Here is an 18,482-nt window from a genome sequence, read left to right as displayed (position 1 = left end):
GCAGGAAGCCAATGATCTGCTCTTCGGAAAAGCGCTTCTTCATGTCCAATCTCCGTCTCGTTGGGGATTGAACTCCAAATCGCCGCGCTACTCAAAATCGGGGGAACGTCGATGAGACATAGCGTCCACTAGTATGTCCACGTTGGCCAGGTCCAAACTCTTTCCGAATGCGGTTGTTACAACGTCAAGGATGTCTTCCCTTTCCGTAAAGAAGTTAGTAACTTTGACGCTGTCGCTCGTTCCTATTATGCTTATTTTGAGATCGTTTCGATTTAGCCCTCTTTCGAACCATAGCTGGTTATAGTCGGCGTCCCAGAATCTAAGCGTGTCGATCTCCGATTTAACAACGTCGCCCAAGGTGATCGTGTCCCGGCCGTCGCCCCTGCCAAAGACGAAGTGATCATTTCCTTTTCCGCCCGTCAGGTAATCATCGCCACGGCCTCCACGAATAGTGTCATCACCCTCGTGCCCAGCTAGCCACGTGCCGAGGTCGTTGCCCCACATATAGTTGCCGAGCTTGTTCCCCATCATTAGAGCGGAGCACCCTTCTGCGAGGAAAAAAAATTCGATGTTATCGAACATTATGCCCCTGGTGCTTTCGATTGCGTAGATTATCGCGTCGCTCCCGCCCTTCGCCTCTTCTATAACTACATCGCCGGCATGATCCACGTAATAAGTGTCGTGACCTGCTCCGCCTATCAATCTGTCGGCGCCTGACCCGCCGTCCAGTATGTCGTCGCCATCTCCTCCATAGAGCGTGTCGTTCCCGTCGCCGCCATACAGGTGATCATTTCCTTTCTCGCCACGAATTACGTTGCTTAGCTCATTTCCATGGATCGTATCGTCGCCTTGGGTTCCGATTGCGTTCTCGATTGCTGCGCCATAGGCGATGCCGATTGCGTTCTCCCCTCGATAGGCATTGGAATCTGTGACCGTGGCTGGCAGGTCGTAGGTGACCGAGCTGTAGCTCCCTTCCGCGAGATTGATGCGCGAACCATGTGAAAAATTGGATAGGTCAATGGTGTCGGTGCCGCCGCCGTCCCAGATTGTTGTGTAAAAGCCTTTGCTTGAGTCGTACTTGTACACTGTGTCCTGAGCATTGTGGCTGTTGTTCGCGCCATACATGTATTGGAGCGCGGCAATGTCGTAGATCCCTAGCGAGTCCTTATCCACGTGACCTGCGAACTTTCCACTTGCGTCATAGAAGAAGCTCTTACGGCCACTCACGTACGACATAACGGTCTCCAACGTCGTAAAGCCGGGTACATGTTTTCCACTATTGTGTCCGGGATGGTCAAGCGCGAGTACATGCCCGACTTCATGCAAGACCAAGGGCACGTCATAGCCGGTGTACCAGGATGACCATACATCCCCGGCCCACGATGTTTTGCCTGGTCCATATGCCCAGGCGCCACCAATGTATCCATCTGACGGGTCGTGTGCGTTAAAGCGAATCGTAGCTTCGTTGTCGCGGTCTTCATTGATATATTTGAAATTGATGTCTAGGATGCTGCTAAATACTGCCATTCCTTTGTGAATCGCTTCAATGCTGTGCGGGTGTGATAGCGCGCGGAAATGCGGTAGCTCGTTTCTGATTCCGTAGGGTTCGTCAGAAAAGATTGCATTGTCCTTGGTTATGGTCCAAGTGATTTCGCGATCATCGCCGAAACTCCATTTTCTGTATGAGATCAATTGATCTATGTGATCGATGCCGGAATAAACTCTATCTTCTACGCCAGGGGTCACGATATGTCCTTCTCGTATGGGTGAATTATTCGGTTTTCTAAGGTGCTTGCAGGAAAGGAGGCTTGGTTCTCAAAGTTTCTGCGCTGTCAATGTGAATGGCAGATTAGTTGCCATCTTTCCGAGCACTCTTTATTAGTCCGGTGAATGCTGGTCGGTCGCAATGAGATTGGTCCGCAAATGAGTCGCCCTTTGGGTCCCCGTGTCGCAGGATGCTGCGTAACTGTCGTTCGGAAAGGGGGGCGATATTTTGGTTAGCTTGGCCAGTGACAGAAGACTTGGAATCTGTGGTCGCAGCCGCCGGCCACGACCGCACGATCATCGACATCAAGCCCGAGCACATCGAGGCCTGGCTCAATCCGGACCCGGCCGACCTGCAGGCTCTGTACGCGATCTTCGATGACAGGCGGCACCCGTTCTACGAGCACAGGATTGCCGCTTAGGGGTCGGTTTCGTTGAGGGCGGTGGGACACCATCGCGTCGGCTACGGCGTTCATGCAGATCCCGGGGCGCGAAACCCCTGCATCGGCTTGGACGTGAAGGAAGCCAGCGACTTGGCCCTGGTGGACGTGACGCTTGGCTACATGGTCGGGGACAACATCTGCATCCGTATCCAGCGCGAGCGGTTCGCAACGGGGCAGGTCAAGGGGGCCGCCCCGAATTTGGAGCTTGTCAGCATTGGCCGGAATGTTGCCGGTCGCTTCCAGCTCATGCTCCAGACGCCGCCCCTGATCGGCGCACTTCCAGGGGGGGGAGGGCCAGGCTCAGGGTTTGAGACGACGTGAGGGCAATCTGCGCGGGGCATGCCGGCGCGTGCCCGGCGTGCCGGGAAATGCCCGTGGTCTCTGCCCGTGGTCTCTGGATGTCTTGAGCCAAAGTAGTTGCGGAGCATTGTGCGGCAGCACCTCGCCCCGTCCCCCCGCCCTCCAAGAGCTTTAGCAGTGTAGACTGACAAAGCTGTAATTTTGACTGACACACATCAAAATTAAATTGACAAATAAGAATCGCGGCATTACAGATAGGGCAATTGGAATTTACAGATATGACTACCCATTTCGCAGATGATGTGGCTGAATTTGCTGAAGCCGCCATGGCGGCTGACTACACCAGGCTACGGCGGGTTGGGCAGCGCATTGCAACGGCGATGGCAGCCGATCACGCAGAAGCTGCAAGACGGGTCCGCCTTGCCATCGGAAAGAAGGGAGTGCCGTTACAAGCTGCTGGGTTCACCGAGACGCTTCCGGTGGATGGGAAATCCAGGCTCCCCCTTGTTGAAGAACATGCATGGCCGACTGTTCCATGCATGCTTCCAGAGGCGGCGCGTAATACGTTTCAGGCATTCATGGAAGACACAATTCATCATGATTTGCTGGCGAAAAAGGGGATCGCTTCCAAGCTTTCATTGATGCTTAGCGGTCCTCCCGGCACGGGTAAGACGTTACTCGCGGGGCATGTTGCCGCGCAAATGGGGAAAAAGCTATATGTGGTAAGGCTTGACTCCTTGATCTCGTCCATGCTTGGCGATACCGCTAAGAATGTCAGAGCAATATTTGACTTCGTGGCCGGGAAAGACGCGGTGCTGTTTCTTGATGAGCTGGATGCGATTGCGAAGGTCCGTGATGATCGAAATGAGCTTGGTGAACTTAAGCGTGTAGTTAACACCGTCATCCAAGGAATCGATTCTCTTGAAGATCGCACTGTGCTTCTCGCGGCGACTAACCATCCGCAGATGCTTGATCCCGCTATTTGGAGGAGATTTTCGTATCACATCCACCTCGGGTCTCCTGATGCTGATCTACGCCAGGCCCTATGGGCATATTTTCTTGGAGATGAGCCGGGGTTGGATGATGATGCTAAGACTCTTTCGGTCTTTTCAGAAGGCGCGTCCGGAGCAGATATCCAGCGCTTAGCTCTTGCAGCTAGAAGAAAGGCTGCCATCCGGGAAGAATCTCTAGACCTTCTCGAGCTCGCGATTCAGGTGATGGACTTGGGAAGTCCTGGGGTTTCGTCGGTTGGCAAGGAGGCAGATATGCGTCGACGGGTTGCTACCAATCTCGTCCAAAAGCATGGTATAGCTCAGTCTGAGGTTGCGCGTTTCCTTAAAGTATCTAGACAATCCGTATCGGCCTACCTGAAGGGATAATCAAGTGGCACAAGACGCTCGTCCAGTTTTGAACCCTGTTCTCAACCTGAAGCGCACGCCTAGGCTTGCCAACGTAACAGGTCGTGCGCCATCAGAAGATGCCGTAATCGTGGAGCGGTTGGAAGAGCAAAGAGCTTCGCTTAGTGTCCAGGTGGGGCTGCTTGCTGAAGTTGAAAGGGGGCGACATGCCGACCGTCGTCTTGTTGCGGTACGAATGTTTGATGACTCATTCGCTCCCTCATGGGAGCCAGAGGCACTTTTCCATTCCAACTTTGGCTCGCCTTTGGTTGCTCCTTTTCGTGGCGGATACTTGGCCGAGCTCGGGAGCATATCTGCGGAGAAGCTGCGAGATAAGGTGGCGAGAAGTACGAAGCTGGATGTGAGAATTTCTGTATCTAGGATTAGTTCTATTGCAGCTTTAGACGATAAGGACATCTTGGGGGGGAGGACTGTTGCGGATATCTGGGAGCTCGCTGCTGAACTCAATGACGGCAAACTTTTCGATGTCTGGCTTGCGCCATTCGCCGATGGGGACGCGCGTGCTAGTGTTACGGAGAATCTGAAAGCTCTCGTTGCTGCTAAGCATGTGAGTTCTGTAGCTGATTTGGTTTCTATAACTCGCGAACCTGGCTCTGATTCGGATCAACTTCAGCTCCAGGATTCTTTAAGCTCGCGGAGTATCGCTCGCGGCACGCGGGAGTATCGACAGAATCCATTCGTAAAAGTTCATTTGGCGGTCCAGAATAAGAAGGGCCTAAAGGCACTTTTGGCTTCCGGGACGGTCTTTCGTATCGATCCGGTGAGGCCGGTTGCTGCAATGCAGAGCGTTTCTGCGCCCGATCCCGAGCGCCCAGTGCCTGACGAACAATGGCATCCAATTGTTGGCATCGTAGATGGAGGGCTCTTTGCTAAGAGCTATGGGCCCATGGTTGCCTGGAGCGCGCCATCTTTGGTTGCCGATGTCGTAGCCAACCGAACTCATGGAAATAGAGTGACTTCGCTGGTCGTTCATGGGAGTGCATGGAATACCCATCTGAAGTTACCGGATTTGGTGTGCCGCGTTGGGATTGCTCAGGCAATCGCGAATGTTACTCAAGGCGCTGCAAGTCGCGCTGAATTTGAAAGCTATCTGCGGGCTACGGTTGAGCGACATTGCGGGGATACTAAGGTATGGAACCTTTCGTTCAATGAACCTGTAGATGCTCAAGCTCCGCACGAGATGAGTGCGCTGGGTCATGAGCTCCATAAAATTGCTCGCAAGTTTGGAATTCTTCCTATTATCTCAGTCGGCAACACCGACCACTGCTCTTCGCTTCGTCCTTGCCCTCCTTCCGATTGCGAAGCTGCGCTGACTGTCGGTGGCCGGACTGTCGCGGGGGATAGTCCGGGAGATCATTGCCCTACGTGCCTCGGCGGTCCTGGCCCAGAAGGGCTTAAGAAGCCAGAAATATCATGGTTTTCGCCACTTCGCGCGCTCGGCGGGAGTGTGCAGTCAGGAAGCAGTTTTGCCACAGCTTTGGTGTCTAGTGTTGCTGCCCACGCGTTCCATAACCTAAAAAGCGCGACTCCAGATCTTGTCAGGGCGCTTCTTCTAAACACAGCAGATCGCGAGTCTTATGATGAACGTTTGGGGTGGGGCTCTCCGTGTGTCCTGCATGAGGTTCCATGGGAATGCCCCGAAGGCAGTGTGACTCTACTGTGGACAGCGAAGCTGCTTCCCCGACAATGGTATTACTGGGAAGATATTCCGATCCCGCCTCAATTGATCGCGGGTGATAAGCTAAAGGGTAAGGTGGCTCTGACTGCCATTCTCTCCCCGCGCACCTCCGAGCTAGGGTCCGCGAACTACTTTGCAAACCGGCTACAGGTAGCTCTTCAATATACTAAGCCGGATGGCACCGCAGGAAATCTCGCTGGAACAATGCGTGAGGCTACGGCGCCAGAGACCGAAGCAAGGGCGGAGTATGCGAAATGGAATCCTGTTCGCCATCATGCAAAGGAAATAAAGAGAGGTGTTGCATTTTCTGGAAAAACATTGCGTGTTTGCGCCCGAATATATGAGCGCGATTTATATCAGTTTGAACATGCCGGATTGGCCGAAGAGCTACCCAGTGAGGTTGCCTTTGTGCTGACGTTGACAGCTCCAGCGGATGGGAAGGGGTCGATTTACGATTCAGTTGCTTCGAGCTTAGGGAATTATGTAGAAAGCGCCGTCAATGATATTGAACTGAATGTCGAATTATGAATTGATTGGAGTGATGCAGGTCGATGGAATCTTTGACGTCAATGTGGAGCGCTGCTGAACGCATGAGGCCATGGCCGAGCGAAGGGAGAGTCACTTACAGGCGATCCGCCAGTTCGTCAGGATCTACGTTGTAGTAGAACATCAGGCTCTTGAGGTCGCGGTGCCTGATCATCTTGGCCAACTCATTACGTCCAGCATCTCTGGCAGTCGTCACTCGCTGTCATGGAGCGGTCCGTCTCCAGTCCCTGAGGGCCTCCATGCATCGATCTGCGGCAGCCGGCCGGCCCGCGAGGTGAAAGTGCCGAGCTAAGCTCGGCACAGCAGTCGAACGACAATCCAGGCCGCAAATTATTCCTCGATCTATTCCGGCGGGGACTGCCGAGCTGAGCTCTGCACTCCCTTCAGCCAGCGTTGGCGGCGTCGGGATCGGTGCGATTGACCGGCCTCAGTATTCGCCCCATGACGACGGCAAGCAGGAAGGTCCTGTGGGCACGAAAGCGGGCGGCATCACTGTGGGACCAAGCCCGGCAGGTTGACGCGGCAGCGTCTGGCGATTGGCGATCGAGGCACCGCTGCAGGGCCGGCGCCGACAGGCTGCGGCGTGAGGCTGCCAAGTTCGAGGCGATGGCTGCCCGCTGGGAGGACGACTATATGGACTTGGCCGGCTGAGCTCGCAGCTTGTCCAGGTAATCAGCCCATTCCTGCATCATCTTCCTGCGTTCCGGCAGGTGTGACGTCCGGTTGTAGGACCGGCCATTCGGGTCGCGCACTTCGTGTGCCAGCTGGTGCTCGATGATGTCGGGCCGGAAACCCAGCACTTCGTCCAGGATCGTGCGGGCTGTTGCGCGGAAGCCGTGGCCCGTGACCGTGCCCGTCTCGTACCCCATGCGGCGCAGCGCTGCAGTCACCGCGTTCTCTGACATCGGCCTTTCGCGCGATCGGGCAGAAGGGAACACGTAGCGCCCCCGGCCGGTGAGCGGCTTGATTTCTTCCAGCACCGCAAGCGCTTGGCTCGACAGTGGGACCAAATGAGGCCTGCGCATCTTCATGCGGGACGCCGGGATGGTCCAGGTCTTTCCTTCCAGATCGAATTCCGCCCATTCGGCCTGCCGTAGCTCTCCGGGGCGCAGGAAGACCATCGGCGCCATCTGCAGCGCGCAACGCACGACCATGGTTCCGCTGTAGCTGTGCATAGCCTTGAGCAATGGCGCCAGCTCGTCAGGGTCCGTAACCGCGGCGAAGGAATTGTCGGGTGGCGAGGCGAGGGCACCACGTAGGTCGGCAACCGGGTTGCGCTTGGCTCTGCCGGTGGCAATGGCGTAGCGCATGACCTGGCCGCAGTTCTGCATGATGCGGTGAGCTGACTCGATCGCGCCACGGCCCTCGACTCGCCTGGCCACGGCCAGGAAGTCCGTTGCCTCCAGTTCTGCCGCCGGTCTGCTGCCGATCCACGGGAACACGTCGTTATCGAGCCAGGCCGCGACCTTGACCCGGTAGCTATCCACCCAGTCTCGTTTGGTCAGCCATTCCCGGGCGACCACTTCGAAGGTATTGGCGCCCAGCTCGGCGCGGGCCGCCGCCGCTGCCTTCTTGTGCTCGCCGGGGTCGACACCTCTGGCCAGCAACTGGCGGGCGTCCTCGCGGCGCTGGCGGGCGAGGGCGAGCGGAACGTCCGGGTAGACGCCAAGCGCAAGGCGCTTTTCCTTGCCGTCGAACCGGTACTTCAGGCGCCACCACCGGCCGTCCTTTGGGGAGATCTCCATGTACAGGCCACCACCGTCGAACAGCTTCTGTGTGCGGCTAGTGGGCTTGGCCTTCCGGATGGCCATATCGGTCAGTGGGGGCATGTGATTCGTTACTGGGGGCAGATGCCCCAAAATATGCCCCCGCCGTCTCATGGTCTGCAACGCAACAGGGCGGACTGCGACGGAAACAAAAAAGGCCGGAAACCCTTGCTGCTATTGGGTTTCCGGCCTGATCGGGACCTTGACGGTCCATCTAATGGTGGAGGTGGGCGGAATTGAACCGCCGTCCGAAGGCACTCCATCCCCGGCACTACATGCTTAGCTCACCGTTGGGTCTCGTCCTGTGGCAGCACGGTGTGCAAAGCGCACCCCAGGACCAGCCTGTTTTGGTTAAGCCATGACTGACAGGCAGCCGTCACAGCCGGTTCCGTGATAATGACCCTACATCCACGAGCACGGGCACAAGTGGGTTCGGGGCTTACGCCTTAAGCGGCGAGAGCGTAGTTGTCGTCGTTGGCAACTAGAGTTTTGCAGCTGGATTTACGAGGAAAGCTACCCCCTCGGCATGCGCCAAGCGACTTCACAACCCCCGTCGAAACCAGTGCACCCCCGGTAAGACGTTGATTCATGAGGGCTGTGGACGATGTTATGACCACAGCCTCGCTGACAAAACGCATGCTACAGGGAAAACCCTGAACAGTCACCCGCGTGAATTGGGGTTTTGCCGGGCTTTCAGCAAAAGGCCGGTGCCTGTTGCCAGGCAGGCAACGATGGTCGCGATGGATAACGGCAGCCCGAACTGCTCTTTGCCTGCTGCGGCAAAGCCGGCGTGGAGCAGGGCGGTGAGTACGCCAATGCCGCCGCAAAGCAGGGCATAACGCCTTGCTTTTGGCGTGTTGAGAATGACATGCCGGTAGCCGTGAAGCAGCAGCCCTACTGCCGGTACGTTGAACAGCAGAAAGCCTTGTATGCCGCCGGGCACGTGGAACATCTCCCATTCGTGCCAGTAGGCAGCGTCGATCTGGTGAATGATCAGCGACAGCAGTGTTGCGGTGTACCAGCGATCCATCGTCAAATAGCTCCTTGGTGGGGCGCCAGTCTAGTCAACTATCTCCAGAACTACCTGCCGGATCGATGTCGCATCAACTTGCAGGCGTCTAGTGCGGCTTAACGCCGCGCCGACCTTTCTGCGACGTTTGCCGGCGGACCATGGCTGCCATCAAGTTTGAGACGGTGGAAGTGGTCATGCAGAAGCGCAGCCTGCGGTTGTTGGCAGGTGGAGTTGGAGCAGGATTTCGGCGACGGGCGCTGGCGCCGGTTTCGCTCTATCTGTTGCTGGCGGTCGTTGTGCTGATAACGGCGTGGCTGGGGCGCAGCTATTGGCCGCAGCTCGCACCGCTGGTGTTGTTGCTCTGCGCTGGGCTTCTGGGGTGGGTGCGGCGAGTGCGTCAGCGCTGGCTGGGTGTCTATCTGGTGGCGGTAGTGCTGTTGCTGGTGCTGCAATCGCCTTGGTCTGGACTTGCGGCCGCCGGAGTGGAGCGGGCTGCGCTCGTCGCGATGGTATTGGCCTTGGCTCAGTTGCTGATCCATACCGCGCGGGTATGGCGGTTTTCGCGCGCGCTGCAGCTGCAGGTTGATTTTTTGGATGATGTCGCGATTCTGGCCTTGCTGCCGCCGGAAGCTGCTGAGGATGCTCGGCAGTGGCTCGACGGCGATGACCGCAAAGCTGCCGGGTTGAGCGAAGTGGTCAGCCTGAGTGTGCTGTACGCGGCCTTGCAGTCGCCCGGCGTGCAACGGCGCGATCTGCGTCGGATATTGATGGGCTAAAGCGTCTTGCGCAGGTAGATGCGCTCGTGGCCGGGCGGAAAATCGGGCAGTCGCCCAAAAGCCTCGTAGCCATGCTGCAGATAAAAACCCTCGGCCTGCCAGTCGAAGGTGTCCAGCACAACGCTGTGCGCGCCGGCGGCCTTGGCCTGTTGTTCGGCTTCCAGCAGCAATTGGCTGCCCAAGCCTTGGTCGCGCAGCTCCGGATCAACCCACAGCACATGGATGGCGAGCCAGCCGGCACAGATATCGCCGAGCAATCCGCCGCGCAGGGTTCCGTCCTGGTCATGGCTGGCCAGCTGCAATGGCAGCTCATCGAAACTATTGCCGCTGGTCTTGCGATTGAAGGCCAGCAGCCTTGCGCACAGCGCCTGCACATCCTGCGCGCTGGCTGCCTGCACCGCGCGCTGTGCCGGCATCAGGCGTTGCGGTTGTGGGCGCGCATCGCGCGCTGCTTCTCACGGTCCCAATCGCGTTCCTTGGCGGTATCGCGCTTGTCGTGATTCTGCTTGCCCTTGGCCAACGCGATCTCGATCTTGATCTTGTTCTTGCTCCAGTACATCGCGGTAGGCACCAGCGTGTAGCCGTCGCGTTCGACGCGGCCAATCAGCTTGTCGATCTCGCGACGGTGCAGCAGCAGCTTGCGCTGGCGGCGGTCTTCCGGAACGGTGTGGGTGGAGGCTTGGATCAGCGGGGTGATCTGAGCGCCGATCAGGAAGATCTCGCCATCGCGCACATAGGCATAGGCGTCGGTCATGTTGCCGCGACCGGCGCGGATGGCCTTGACCTCCCAGCCCTGCAGCACCAGGCCGGCTTCGACCCGATCTTCCAGGTGGAATTCGTGGCGCGCGCGCTTGTTCAACGAGATGGTTTTGTCGGCCGTCCCGCTCTTTGCTTTATCCTTGCTTTGTTTCTTGCTCATTTCCGTATTGTCTCCGATTCGGGGGCTCCCCGAACACTTTCTGTATCTGTATCGCCATGACAACCATTCGTCGCAGCGCGCTGGTCGAACACTCCGCCGAGCGCATGTTCAACCTGGTCAACGATGTCGCCGCCTATCCGGGCCGGTTCCGCTGGTGTGACAAGGCGGAAATCCTGGAGCAGGGCGAGGAGCGGCTGGTGGCCCGGCTCGATCTGGGGCTGGGTTCGTTCCGTACCTGGTTCATGACCGAAAACACGCTGCAGCGCCCGCACAGCATCGATATGAAGCTGCGCGAAGGCCCGTTCAAGCGCCTGCACGGCCGCTGGGAGTTCCACGCCCTGTCCGAGGGCGCCTGCAAGGTCAGCCTGGAGCTGGAGTTCGAGCCGACTTCGCGGCTGCTGGGGCCGGCCTTGGCGCTGGGCTTCCAGGGCCTGGCTGACCGGATGGTCAATGACTTCGTACGCGTGGCCGATCAGGAACTCTGAGCGATGCGTGTAGAGGTGGTGCTGGCTTGGCCGGACCGTTACCAGCAGCGGCAGCTGGAGCTGCCTGAGGGCTGCACGGTCGCCGATGCGGTGGCCGAGGCGGCGCTGGATGGCGTAGCCGATGTGGTGGCAATGGCGGTGCACGGCGTACTGGCACGGCCACAGCAGCTGCTGCAGGACGGCGACCGGGTGGAGCTGCTGCGCCCCTTGTTGGCCGACCCCAAAGAAAATCGCCGCCGACGAGCGCGCGGCGGCGATTGACCTTGCGAAGGGGGCGCTGGATCAGCGGCCCTTCTTCTTGTCCTTGGCCAGGTTGCGGCCGAACTGACGCACGCTGTTGCGGGCCAAGTCTGCGTCCTGCACCGGGAAATAGTCGCCTTCCCAGCGGGTTACCTGGTCGTTCTCGAAGAACACGACGAAGTTCTTCACCTCGGTCTTGCCCAGCCGGTTCACGCGCTGGCTGGAGGTGTAGTCCCAGCGCTGGGCGTGGAACGGGTCGGCGATGGACGGCGTGCCCAGCAGCGCATTGACCTGCTGCTTGCTTTGGCCGGCCTGCAACTGCGCAACGGACTGTTCACGGATCAGGTTGCCCTGATAGATGGGCTGCTTGTAGATGATGCCGCAGCCAGTAGTGGACAGGGCGACAACGGCGATCAACAGGAGGTTGCGCATTAGGTAGGGCGGTTGAGGAAATCAGGTCGATGATACACTCCCCGGCACCCAGCGCGATCTGACCGGAGATAACTGGCGTTAAACCGCCAATGAACATGATGGCTATGGAATCCAATGACCTGCGCAAAGTCGGCTTGAAAGTAACGCATCCGCGGATGCGTATCCTTGCCTTGCTCGAACAGAACACCCCCCAGCACCACCACCTCACCGCCGAAGACATCTACCGCCAACTGCTTGATTGCGGTGATGAAATCGGGCTGGCCACGGTTTACCGTGTGCTGACCCAGTTCGAGGCGGCTGGACTGGTCCTCAAACACAATTTTGAAGGCGGTCAGGCGGTTTATGAGCTGGACCGCGGCGGTCACCATGATCATATGGTGGACGTGGACTCGGGCAAGATCATCGAGTTCGAAAGCCCGGAAATCGAGGAACTGCAGCGCAAGATCGCGGCAGAGCACGGGTTCGAGCTGGAAGAGCACTCGTTGGTGTTGTACGTGCGCAAGAAGCGTAAGTAAGGCTTTGGCGGCGTGGCCTTTGGGCTGTTGCTGTTGAATCAAAAACACCGGCCATTGGCCGGTGTTTTTGTTTGTGTCCGGCCCTTTGCCAAAGGCAAGGGCTTGGATGTGGTGCCGAGCCATGCCCGGCAGGGGCTTTCCAAAGCACTGTCAGGGCTGTTGTAGTGCCGAGCCATGCTCGGCAGGGGCTTAGCCGATAAGGCCTCAGTGGGCAGTGCATCTGCCCCCTCCCTTTCGCGCAGCAAAGGGGAGGGGGCTTTTGGAGCGGAGCCTTAAGAGCCAGGCGCTGCCCTCACCCCAACCCCTCTCCCGCAGGCGGGAGAGGGGCTTTAGGGCCACAGCTACGGCCAAAGCCAAAGCCAAAGCCAAAGCTTCCTGCCTCAGGCTTCCGTCAACAGCTTCCGCGCCGCAGCACGTGCTTCCTTGCTGACCTCGGCGCCGCCCAGCATCCGCGCCAGCTCTTCCTCGCGGCCCTTGGCATCCAGCAGCTCAACCGCGCTCTGGGTCATGCCTTCCACCGGTGCCTTGCTTACCCGGTAATGGCTGTGGCCCTTGGAGGCGACCTGCGGCAAATGGGTCACGCACAGCACTTGGCGGCGTTCGCCCAAGGCGCGCAGCTTCTTGCCAACGATGTCGGCAATCGCACCGCCAATGCCCGAGTCCACTTCGTCGAAAACCATGGTCGGCACCGCATCCAGTCCCAGTGCGGCGACTTCGATGGCCAGGGAGATACGCGACAACTCACCGCCTGAGGCCACTTTGCGCAGGGCCCGGGCTGGCTGGCCGGCGTTGGCGGCGACCAGGAACTCGACCCGCTCGGCGCCATTCGGGTCCGGGCGCAGCTGTGCCTGAGGCTCCAGTTCGATCAGGAATTGGCCGCCGCCCATGCCCAGCTCGCCGATCAGCGCGGTGGTGGTGTCGGACAGGGAAGTGGCGGCCGTCTGGCGGCTGCTGGAAAGGGTTGCCGCCACGCCTTGCCAGCGGGCGGCGGCCTTGTCGATCTCGCCGGCCAGCTTGGCCAGGCGCTCGTCGGCGCCGCGCAGCTGCTCCAGCTCGGCGTCGAGGCGGTCGCGGGTGGCGGCCAGCTCTTCCATCGGCACGCGGTGCTTGCGGGCCAGGTCGTGCAGACGGCTCAGCCGACGCTCGATGTCCTCGAAGGCTTCCGGGTCACTGTCCAGGTCGTCCTGGACCCGGTCAAGCTGGGCAAGCGCCTCGTGCAGCTGGATACCGGCGGCGTCGAGCATGGCGTCGACCTCGCCCAGGCGGGCGTCGTGCTGGCTGACCCGGCCCAGTTCGTTTCGCACCTGCTGCAGCAGCGACAGCAGGGACGGACCGTCCTCGTCGCCATTGAGCAGGCCGCCAGCGCGCTGGCAGGCTTCGATCAAGGCGGTGGAATGGGCCTGACGGCGGTGGCTGGCGCCAAGCGCCGCGATGGCTGCCGGCTCCAGCTCTTCGCGCTGCAGTTCGCCGAGCTGGTGCTCAAGAAAGCCGATCCGGTCGGAGACATCGCCTTGCTGGGATAGCGCGTCGCGCTCATCCAGCAAGGCCTGCCACTGGGTGCTGGCCTTGCGCACGGCGGCGCGTTCGGCCTCGTTGCGGGCGAAGGCATCGAGCAGGGCGAGCTGGCTGGGGCGCGACAGCAGCGCCTGTTGGTCGTGCTGGCCGTGGATCTCGACCAGAAAGCCGGCCAATTCGGACAGCTGCGACACTGGAACCGGGCGCCCATTGATGAAGGCGCGCGAGCCGCCGTCGGCACGGATAACGCGGCGCAGCTGGCATTGCTCCTCGTCGTCGAGCTCGTTGTCGCGCAGCCAACTGCGTGCCGGGGCGTCGTCGTCCAGGCTGAATTCGGCCGACAGCTCGGCGCGGCTGGCGCCGTGGCGGACCACGCCGGAGTCGGCACGCAGGCCGGACAGGAAGCCCAATGCGTCTACCATCAATGACTTGCCGGCGCCGGTCTCGCCGGAAACAACAGTCATGCCTGGCCCGAACTCCAGTTCGGTGGCGCGGACAACGGCAAAATCCTTGATCGATAGATGTCTGAGCATGGCGGGCAGGTCTAGGGGCCGCGCAAAACTAGCATGCGGGCTGGATAGGTCAATGTAGGACAGGCGGTGACCGGCACAGATTAGGAACAAAGCGTCTCATGGAGTGAGTCGGAGCCTTGAAACTCTCGGTACAGCCCACATACGGGTCGGGGTAGGCGGCAGAACATCCGCCAAGGAACCGGAAATGAACCAAGAGCACACTGAATTCGACCCCGAGAACGCCGCCATGGGCGGTGACGACGCGCAGCACGACCAGATCGAGGCGCTGCGCGCCGAGCTGGAGCAGGTCAAGGCCGAATCGCTGCGCGAACGCGCCGATCTGGACAACCAGCGCAAGCGCGTGGCCCGTGACATCGACCAGGCCCGCAAGTTCGCCAACGAGAAGCTGCTTGGCGAATTGCTGCCGGTGTTCGACAGCCTCGATGCAGGCTTGGCTGCTGCTGGCGGCGAGCCCAATCCGCTGCGCGAAGGTATGGAATTGACCTACAAGCAGCTGCTCAAAGTAGCTGCTGACAACGGTCTGGTCCTGCTGGATCCGGCCGGCCAGGCCTTCAATCCGGAGCACCACCAGGCCATCAGCCAGGTGCCGGCGCCGGCGGGCGTGGCCCCGGGCGCGGTGGTGACCGTGTTCCAGAAGGGCTACCTGCTCAACGAGCGCCTGCTGCGGCCGGCGTTGGTTGTGGTGGCCCAGGCCGACTGATCGGCCGCGCTGGCTGGCCGCTGCCTAAATCAGGCGCGGCCGTCGGCAAACAGTGTTCCGGGGATGACTTGAATGTCATCAGGTCCTTCCCCATATCCCATTCATCCCCGGCGGCTGCCGGCAAACGAATCTCAGGAGTCCCCCATGGGCAAGATCATTGGTATCGACCTCGGCACCACCAACTCGTGCGTGGCGATCATGGACGGCGGCAAGGCCCGCGTCATTGAAAACTCGGAAGGCGACCGCACCACGCCCTCCATCGTCGCCTACACCAAGGACGGCGAAGTACTGGTGGGTGCCTCGGCCAAGCGTCAGGCCGTCACCAACCCGAAGAACACCTTCTACGCGGTGAAGCGCCTGATTGGCCGCAAGTTCACCGACGCCGAAGTGCAGAAGGACATCGCCCACGTGCCGTACGGCATCCTGGCGCATGACAACGGCGACGCATGGGTACAGACCAGCGATGCCAAGAAGATGGCACCGCAGGAAATCTCTGCCCGCGTGCTGGAGAAGATGAAGAAGACCGCCGAAGACTTCCTCGGTGAAAAGGTCACCGAAGCGGTCATCACCGTGCCGGCCTACTTCAACGACAGCCAGCGCCAGGCAACCAAGGACGCAGGCCGTATTGCTGGTCTGGACGTCAAGCGCATCATCAACGAGCCGACCGCGGCTGCCCTGGCCTATGGCCTGGACAAGGGTGACAACAAGGACCGCAAGATCGTTGTCTACGATCTGGGCGGCGGCACCTTCGACGTGTCGATCATCGAGATCGCCAATGTCGACGGCGAGAAGCAGTTCGAAGTGCTGGCCACCAACGGTGACACCTTCCTCGGCGGCGAAGATTTCGACAACCGCGTCATCGAATATCTGGTTGAAGAGTTCCAGAAGGACCAGGGCATCGACCTGCGCAAGGATCCGTTGGCCCTGCAGCGCCTGAAGGACGCCGCCGAGCGCGCCAAGATCGAGCTGTCGTCCGCGCAGCAGACCGAAGTGAACCTGCCGTACGTCACTGCCGACGCTTCCGGTCCGAAGCACCTGAACATCAAGCTGACCCGCGCCAAGCTGGAAAGCCTGGTCGAAGAGCTGATCAAGAAGTCGATCGAGCCGTGCCGCGTTGCGTTGAATGACGCCGGCCTGCGTTCGAGCGACATCAGCGAAGTGATCCTGGTCGGTGGTCAGACCCGCATGCCGAAGGTGCAGCAGGCCGTGACCGAGTTCTTCGGCAAGGAACCGCGCAAGGACGTCAACCCGGACGAAGCCGTGGCACTGGGTGCTGCGATCCAGGGCGGCGTGCTGGGCGGCGACGTCAAGGACGTGCTGCTGCTGGACGTGACCCCGCTGTCGCTGGGTATCGAGACCATGGGTGGCGTGTTCACCAAGATCATCGAGAAGAACACCACCATCCCGACCAAGGCCTCGCAGACCTTCTCGACCGCTGAGGACAACCAGTCGGCCGTGACCGTGCACGTGCTGCAGGGTGAGCGCGAGCAGGCCCGTTACAACAAGTCGCTGGCCAAGTTCGACCTGTCCGGCATCGAGCCGGCACCGCGTGGCATGCCGCAGGTCGAGGTGTCCTTCGACATCGACGCCAACGGCATCCTGCATGTGTCGGCCAAGGACAAGAAGACCAACAAGGAACAGAAGGTCGAGATCAAGGCCGGTTCGGGTCTGTCCGAGGACGAGATCGCACGCATGGTCGCCGACGCGGAAGCCAACCGCGAAGAAGACAAGAAGTTCCAGGAGTTGGTGCAGGCCCGCAACCAGGCTGACGGTCTGATCCACGCCACCCGCAGCGCCATCACCGAGCATGGCAGCAAGGTTGGCGGCGACGTGATCGGCAAGGTTGAAGCCGCACTGGCCGATCTGGAAACCGCAATGAAGGGCGACGACAAGGCGCAGATCGAAGCCAAGTCGAAGTCGCTGGAAGAAGCCGGTCAGGCGCTGTTTGCCGCTGCTTCGGCTGGTGAGCAGGGCCAGGCAGCGGGTGCCGATGCTGGTGCCCAGTCCAATGACGACGTGGTGGACGCCGAGTTCACCGAAGTCAAGGACGACAAGAAGTAAGCAAGGCCGGCGTTGTACCTGGGGATTCGGGGTCCGGAACTGACGTTCCGGCTTCCGGATCCCCTTCCGGTATCTGCAATACCAGGCTTTCCAATCCTGATTTCCAACCCCGATTCCAGAACCTCATGTGCCGATGAAACGCGATTATTACGAAGTACTGGGCGTAGCCCGCACCGCAACCGATGAAGAGCTGAAGAAGGCCTATCGCCGTTGCGCGATGAAGCACCACCCGGACCGCAACCCGGGCGATGCTGCCGCTGAATCTGCCTTCAAGGAGTGCAAGGAGGCGTACGAAACCCTGTCCGACGGCAATAAGCGGCGCATGTATGACGCCCACGGCCACGCTGCGTTTGAGCACGGTATGGGCGGTGGTGGCGGTGGTCCGGGTGGTCCGGACATGAACGATATTTTTGGCGACATCTTCGGCAATATCTTTGGCGGAGGTGGCGGCGGTCCGCGTCAGCCGCGTCGCGGCGCCGACATCGGCTACGTGATGGAGCTGGACCTGGAAGAAGCGGTGGCCGGCGTTGAGCGCCGCATCGAGATCCCCACCCTGGCCGAATGCGGTGATTGCGACGGCAGTGGCTCGGAAGACCGCAAGGTCGAGACCTGCAATGTCTGCGGTGGTCGCGGTCAGGTGCGCGTGCAGCGTGGCATCTTCGCCATGCAGCAGGCCTGCCATAACTGCGATGGTCGCGGTCAGATCATCAGCAAGCCGTGCAAGACCTGCCACGGCAACGGGCGCATCGAAGAAGACAAGGTGTTGTCGGTCAAGGTGCCGGCAGGCGTTGATACCGGTGACCGCATTCGCCTGCAGGGCGAGGGCGAAGCTGGTCCGGCCGGTGCGCCGGCAGGCGATCTGTACGTGGAAGTGCGCGTGCGCGAGCATGCGATCTTCACCCGCGACGGCGATGACCTGCACTGCGAAGTGCCGGTGCGTATCTCGCAGGCAGCGCTGGGCGACGCCATCCGCGTCGCAACCCTGGGCGGCGAAGCGGAAATCCGCATCCCGGCCGAGACCCAGACCGGCAAGCTGTTCCGCCTGCGTGGCAAGGGCGTCAAGTCGGTGCGCAGCCGTACCGAAGGCGACCTGTACTGCCGCGTCGTGGTGGAAACGCCGGTCAACTTGACCGCCGAACAGCGCAAGTTGCTGGAGCAGTTTGAAGCCACCTTCAGCGGTGACGAAGCGCGCAAGCACTCGCCGAAGTCGGCAACCTTCATCGACGGTGTGAAAGGCTTCTGGGAACGCATGAAGTCCTGATGCGTCACCTGTAGTGGGGGGGGGGGGGGGGGGGGGGGGGGGGGGGGGGGGGGGGGGGGGGGGGGGGGGGGGGGGGGGGGGGGGTGGGGGGGGGGGGGGTGGGGGGGGGGTCGGAGGG

General features: G+C 60.2%; 17 protein-coding genes, 1 other RNA gene and 1 pseudogene. 11 read left to right on the top strand and 8 right to left on the bottom strand.

Translation table 11 applies throughout. The annotated features are described in order from the left end of the window. Positions 1-87: 87 nt before the first annotated feature. The gene (locus ACVOLV_RS18690) at positions 88-1,746 is read right to left on the bottom strand and encodes a M10 family metallopeptidase C-terminal domain-containing protein (RefSeq protein ID WP_481555671.1); all 1,659 of its coding nucleotides are present in this window, start codon (positions 1,744-1,746) and stop codon (positions 88-90) included. A 278-nt stretch (positions 1,747-2,024) separates the two neighbouring features. Here ACVOLV_RS18690 and ACVOLV_RS18685 point away from each other — a divergent pair. The 4 genes and pseudogenes from ACVOLV_RS18685 to ACVOLV_RS18670 form a co-directional block, all read left to right on the top strand. Continuing rightward, positions 2,025-2,186 (top strand): annotated as a pseudogene (locus ACVOLV_RS18685) (SOS response-associated peptidase family protein); the annotation flags it as partial. A 93-nt stretch (positions 2,187-2,279) separates the two neighbouring features. Then, a complete protein-coding gene (locus tag ACVOLV_RS18680; protein WP_481555670.1) occupies positions 2,280-2,528 on the top strand; it encodes a hypothetical protein in 249 nt (82 codons plus the stop codon). 257 nt (positions 2,529-2,785) lie between these two features. Then, positions 2,786-3,886 carry an AAA family ATPase gene (locus ACVOLV_RS18675; RefSeq protein ID WP_481555669.1) on the top strand — a complete coding sequence of 367 codons (1,101 nt, stop codon included), beginning with the start codon at positions 2,786-2,788 and terminating at the stop codon, positions 3,884-3,886. 4 nt (positions 3,887-3,890) lie between these two features. Next, complete coding sequence (locus ACVOLV_RS18670; protein ID WP_481555668.1) at positions 3,891-6,131, top strand: S8 family peptidase; 2,241 nt, start codon at positions 3,891-3,893, stop codon at positions 6,129-6,131. A gap of 647 nt (positions 6,132-6,778) precedes the next feature. Here the strand turns inward: ACVOLV_RS18670 and ACVOLV_RS18665 are convergent. The 3 genes from ACVOLV_RS18665 to ACVOLV_RS18655 form a co-directional block, all read right to left on the bottom strand. Further along, positions 6,779-8,029, bottom strand: a complete 1,251-nt coding sequence (locus tag ACVOLV_RS18665; RefSeq protein ID WP_481555672.1) for a tyrosine-type recombinase/integrase — start codon at positions 8,027-8,029, stop codon at positions 6,779-6,781. A gap of 104 nt (positions 8,030-8,133) precedes the next feature. Further along, positions 8,134-8,487: a transfer-messenger RNA gene (gene ssrA, locus ACVOLV_RS18660) on the bottom strand. A gap of 89 nt (positions 8,488-8,576) precedes the next feature. After that, complete coding sequence (locus ACVOLV_RS18655) at positions 8,577-8,945, bottom strand: DUF6713 family protein (RefSeq protein WP_481555667.1); 369 nt, start codon at positions 8,943-8,945, stop codon at positions 8,577-8,579. 140 nt (positions 8,946-9,085) lie between these two features. On the opposite strand from ACVOLV_RS18655, the gene ACVOLV_RS18650 reads away from it, so the two are divergent. Beyond that, complete coding sequence (locus tag ACVOLV_RS18650) at positions 9,086-9,703, top strand: hypothetical protein (RefSeq protein WP_481555666.1); 618 nt, start codon at positions 9,086-9,088, stop codon at positions 9,701-9,703. On the opposite strand, the gene ACVOLV_RS18645 is transcribed toward ACVOLV_RS18650, so the two are convergent. Both ACVOLV_RS18645 and smpB read right to left on the bottom strand, forming a co-directional pair. Continuing rightward, positions 9,700-10,119 (bottom strand): GNAT family N-acetyltransferase, encoded by a 420-nt coding sequence (locus ACVOLV_RS18645; protein WP_481555665.1) that lies wholly within the window; start codon positions 10,117-10,119, stop codon positions 9,700-9,702. The two genes, ACVOLV_RS18650 and ACVOLV_RS18645, sit on opposite strands and share 4 nt — an antisense overlap. Next, on the bottom strand, positions 10,119-10,622 hold the full coding sequence (smpB, locus tag ACVOLV_RS18640) for an SsrA-binding protein SmpB (protein ID WP_303746664.1): 504 nt from the start codon (positions 10,620-10,622) through the stop codon (positions 10,119-10,121). The genes ACVOLV_RS18645 and smpB overlap by 1 nt, the downstream gene beginning before the upstream one ends. Before the next feature lie 56 nt (positions 10,623-10,678). Here smpB and ACVOLV_RS18635 point away from each other — a divergent pair, with 56 nt between their 5' ends. Next, entirely contained in the window at positions 10,679-11,107 is a 429-nt protein-coding gene (locus ACVOLV_RS18635) for a type II toxin-antitoxin system RatA family toxin (RefSeq protein ID WP_303746663.1), read from the top strand. A gap of 3 nt (positions 11,108-11,110) precedes the next feature. Next, positions 11,111-11,368: an RnfH family protein gene (locus tag ACVOLV_RS18630; RefSeq protein ID WP_481555664.1), complete on the top strand. Its 258-nt coding sequence runs from the start codon at positions 11,111-11,113 to the stop codon at positions 11,366-11,368. A 21-nt stretch (positions 11,369-11,389) separates the two neighbouring features. On the opposite strand, the gene ACVOLV_RS18625 is transcribed toward ACVOLV_RS18630, so the two are convergent. Continuing rightward, complete coding sequence (locus ACVOLV_RS18625; RefSeq protein WP_481555663.1) at positions 11,390-11,779, bottom strand: outer membrane protein assembly factor BamE; 390 nt, start codon at positions 11,777-11,779, stop codon at positions 11,390-11,392. Positions 11,780-11,883: 104 nt separating this feature from the next. Here ACVOLV_RS18625 and fur point away from each other — a divergent pair, with 104 nt between their 5' ends. Further along, positions 11,884-12,294, top strand: a complete 411-nt coding sequence (fur, locus tag ACVOLV_RS18620; protein WP_282271992.1) for a ferric iron uptake transcriptional regulator — start codon at positions 11,884-11,886, stop codon at positions 12,292-12,294. Between the two features lie 380 nt (positions 12,295-12,674). Here the strand turns inward: fur and recN are convergent, their stop codons facing one another. Then, positions 12,675-14,342 (bottom strand): DNA repair protein RecN, encoded by a 1,668-nt coding sequence (recN, locus tag ACVOLV_RS18615; protein WP_481555662.1) that lies wholly within the window; start codon positions 14,340-14,342, stop codon positions 12,675-12,677. A 184-nt stretch (positions 14,343-14,526) separates the two neighbouring features. On the opposite strand from recN, the gene grpE reads away from it, so the two are divergent. From grpE to dnaJ, 3 genes are all read left to right on the top strand, one after another. Beyond that, positions 14,527-15,042, top strand: a complete 516-nt coding sequence (gene grpE / locus ACVOLV_RS18610) for a nucleotide exchange factor GrpE (RefSeq protein WP_303746659.1) — start codon at positions 14,527-14,529, stop codon at positions 15,040-15,042. Positions 15,043-15,186: 144 nt separating this feature from the next. Continuing rightward, on the top strand, positions 15,187-17,103 hold the full coding sequence (gene dnaK, locus ACVOLV_RS18605; protein ID WP_481555661.1) for a molecular chaperone DnaK: 1,917 nt from the start codon (positions 15,187-15,189) through the stop codon (positions 17,101-17,103). Between the two features lie 133 nt (positions 17,104-17,236). Continuing rightward, positions 17,237-18,364 (top strand): molecular chaperone DnaJ, encoded by a 1,128-nt coding sequence (gene dnaJ / locus ACVOLV_RS18600; protein WP_481517911.1) that lies wholly within the window; start codon positions 17,237-17,239, stop codon positions 18,362-18,364. Positions 18,365-18,482 lie beyond the last annotated feature (118 nt).

Source organism: Stenotrophomonas sp. STEN023 (genome assembly GCF_056760135.1).
This window is presented reverse-complemented; position numbering and strand designations above follow the sequence as displayed.

Excerpts from the sequence above, each read along its gene's own strand:
- ACVOLV_RS18645 (WP_481555665.1), bottom strand. The coding sequence starts at position 10,119 with ATGCCGGCACAGCGCGCGGTGCAGGCAGCCAGCGCGCAGGATGTGCAG.
- ACVOLV_RS18675 (WP_481555669.1), top strand. The coding sequence starts at position 2,786 with ATGACTACCCATTTCGCAGATGATGTGGCTGAATTTGCTGAAGCCGCC.
- dnaJ (WP_481517911.1), top strand. The coding sequence starts at position 17,237 with ATGAAACGCGATTATTACGAAGTACTGGGCGTAGCCCGCACCGCAACC.
- ACVOLV_RS18625 (WP_481555663.1), bottom strand. The coding sequence starts at position 11,779 with ATGCGCAACCTCCTGTTGATCGCCGTTGTCGCCCTGTCCACTACTGGC.
- dnaK (WP_481555661.1), top strand. The coding sequence starts at position 15,187 with ATGGGCAAGATCATTGGTATCGACCTCGGCACCACCAACTCGTGCGTG.
- ACVOLV_RS18655 (WP_481555667.1), bottom strand. The coding sequence starts at position 8,945 with ATGGATCGCTGGTACACCGCAACACTGCTGTCGCTGATCATTCACCAG.
- recN (WP_481555662.1), bottom strand. The coding sequence starts at position 14,342 with ATGCTCAGACATCTATCGATCAAGGATTTTGCCGTTGTCCGCGCCACC.
- fur (WP_282271992.1), top strand. The coding sequence starts at position 11,884 with ATGGAATCCAATGACCTGCGCAAAGTCGGCTTGAAAGTAACGCATCCG.
- grpE (WP_303746659.1), top strand. The coding sequence starts at position 14,527 with ATGAACCAAGAGCACACTGAATTCGACCCCGAGAACGCCGCCATGGGC.
- ACVOLV_RS18665 (WP_481555672.1), bottom strand. The coding sequence starts at position 8,029 with ATGAGACGGCGGGGGCATATTTTGGGGCATCTGCCCCCAGTAACGAAT.
- ACVOLV_RS18635 (WP_303746663.1), top strand. The coding sequence starts at position 10,679 with ATGACAACCATTCGTCGCAGCGCGCTGGTCGAACACTCCGCCGAGCGC.
- smpB (WP_303746664.1), bottom strand. The coding sequence starts at position 10,622 with ATGAGCAAGAAACAAAGCAAGGATAAAGCAAAGAGCGGGACGGCCGAC.
- ACVOLV_RS18630 (WP_481555664.1), top strand. The coding sequence starts at position 11,111 with ATGCGTGTAGAGGTGGTGCTGGCTTGGCCGGACCGTTACCAGCAGCGG.
- ACVOLV_RS18650 (WP_481555666.1), top strand. The coding sequence starts at position 9,086 with ATGGCTGCCATCAAGTTTGAGACGGTGGAAGTGGTCATGCAGAAGCGC.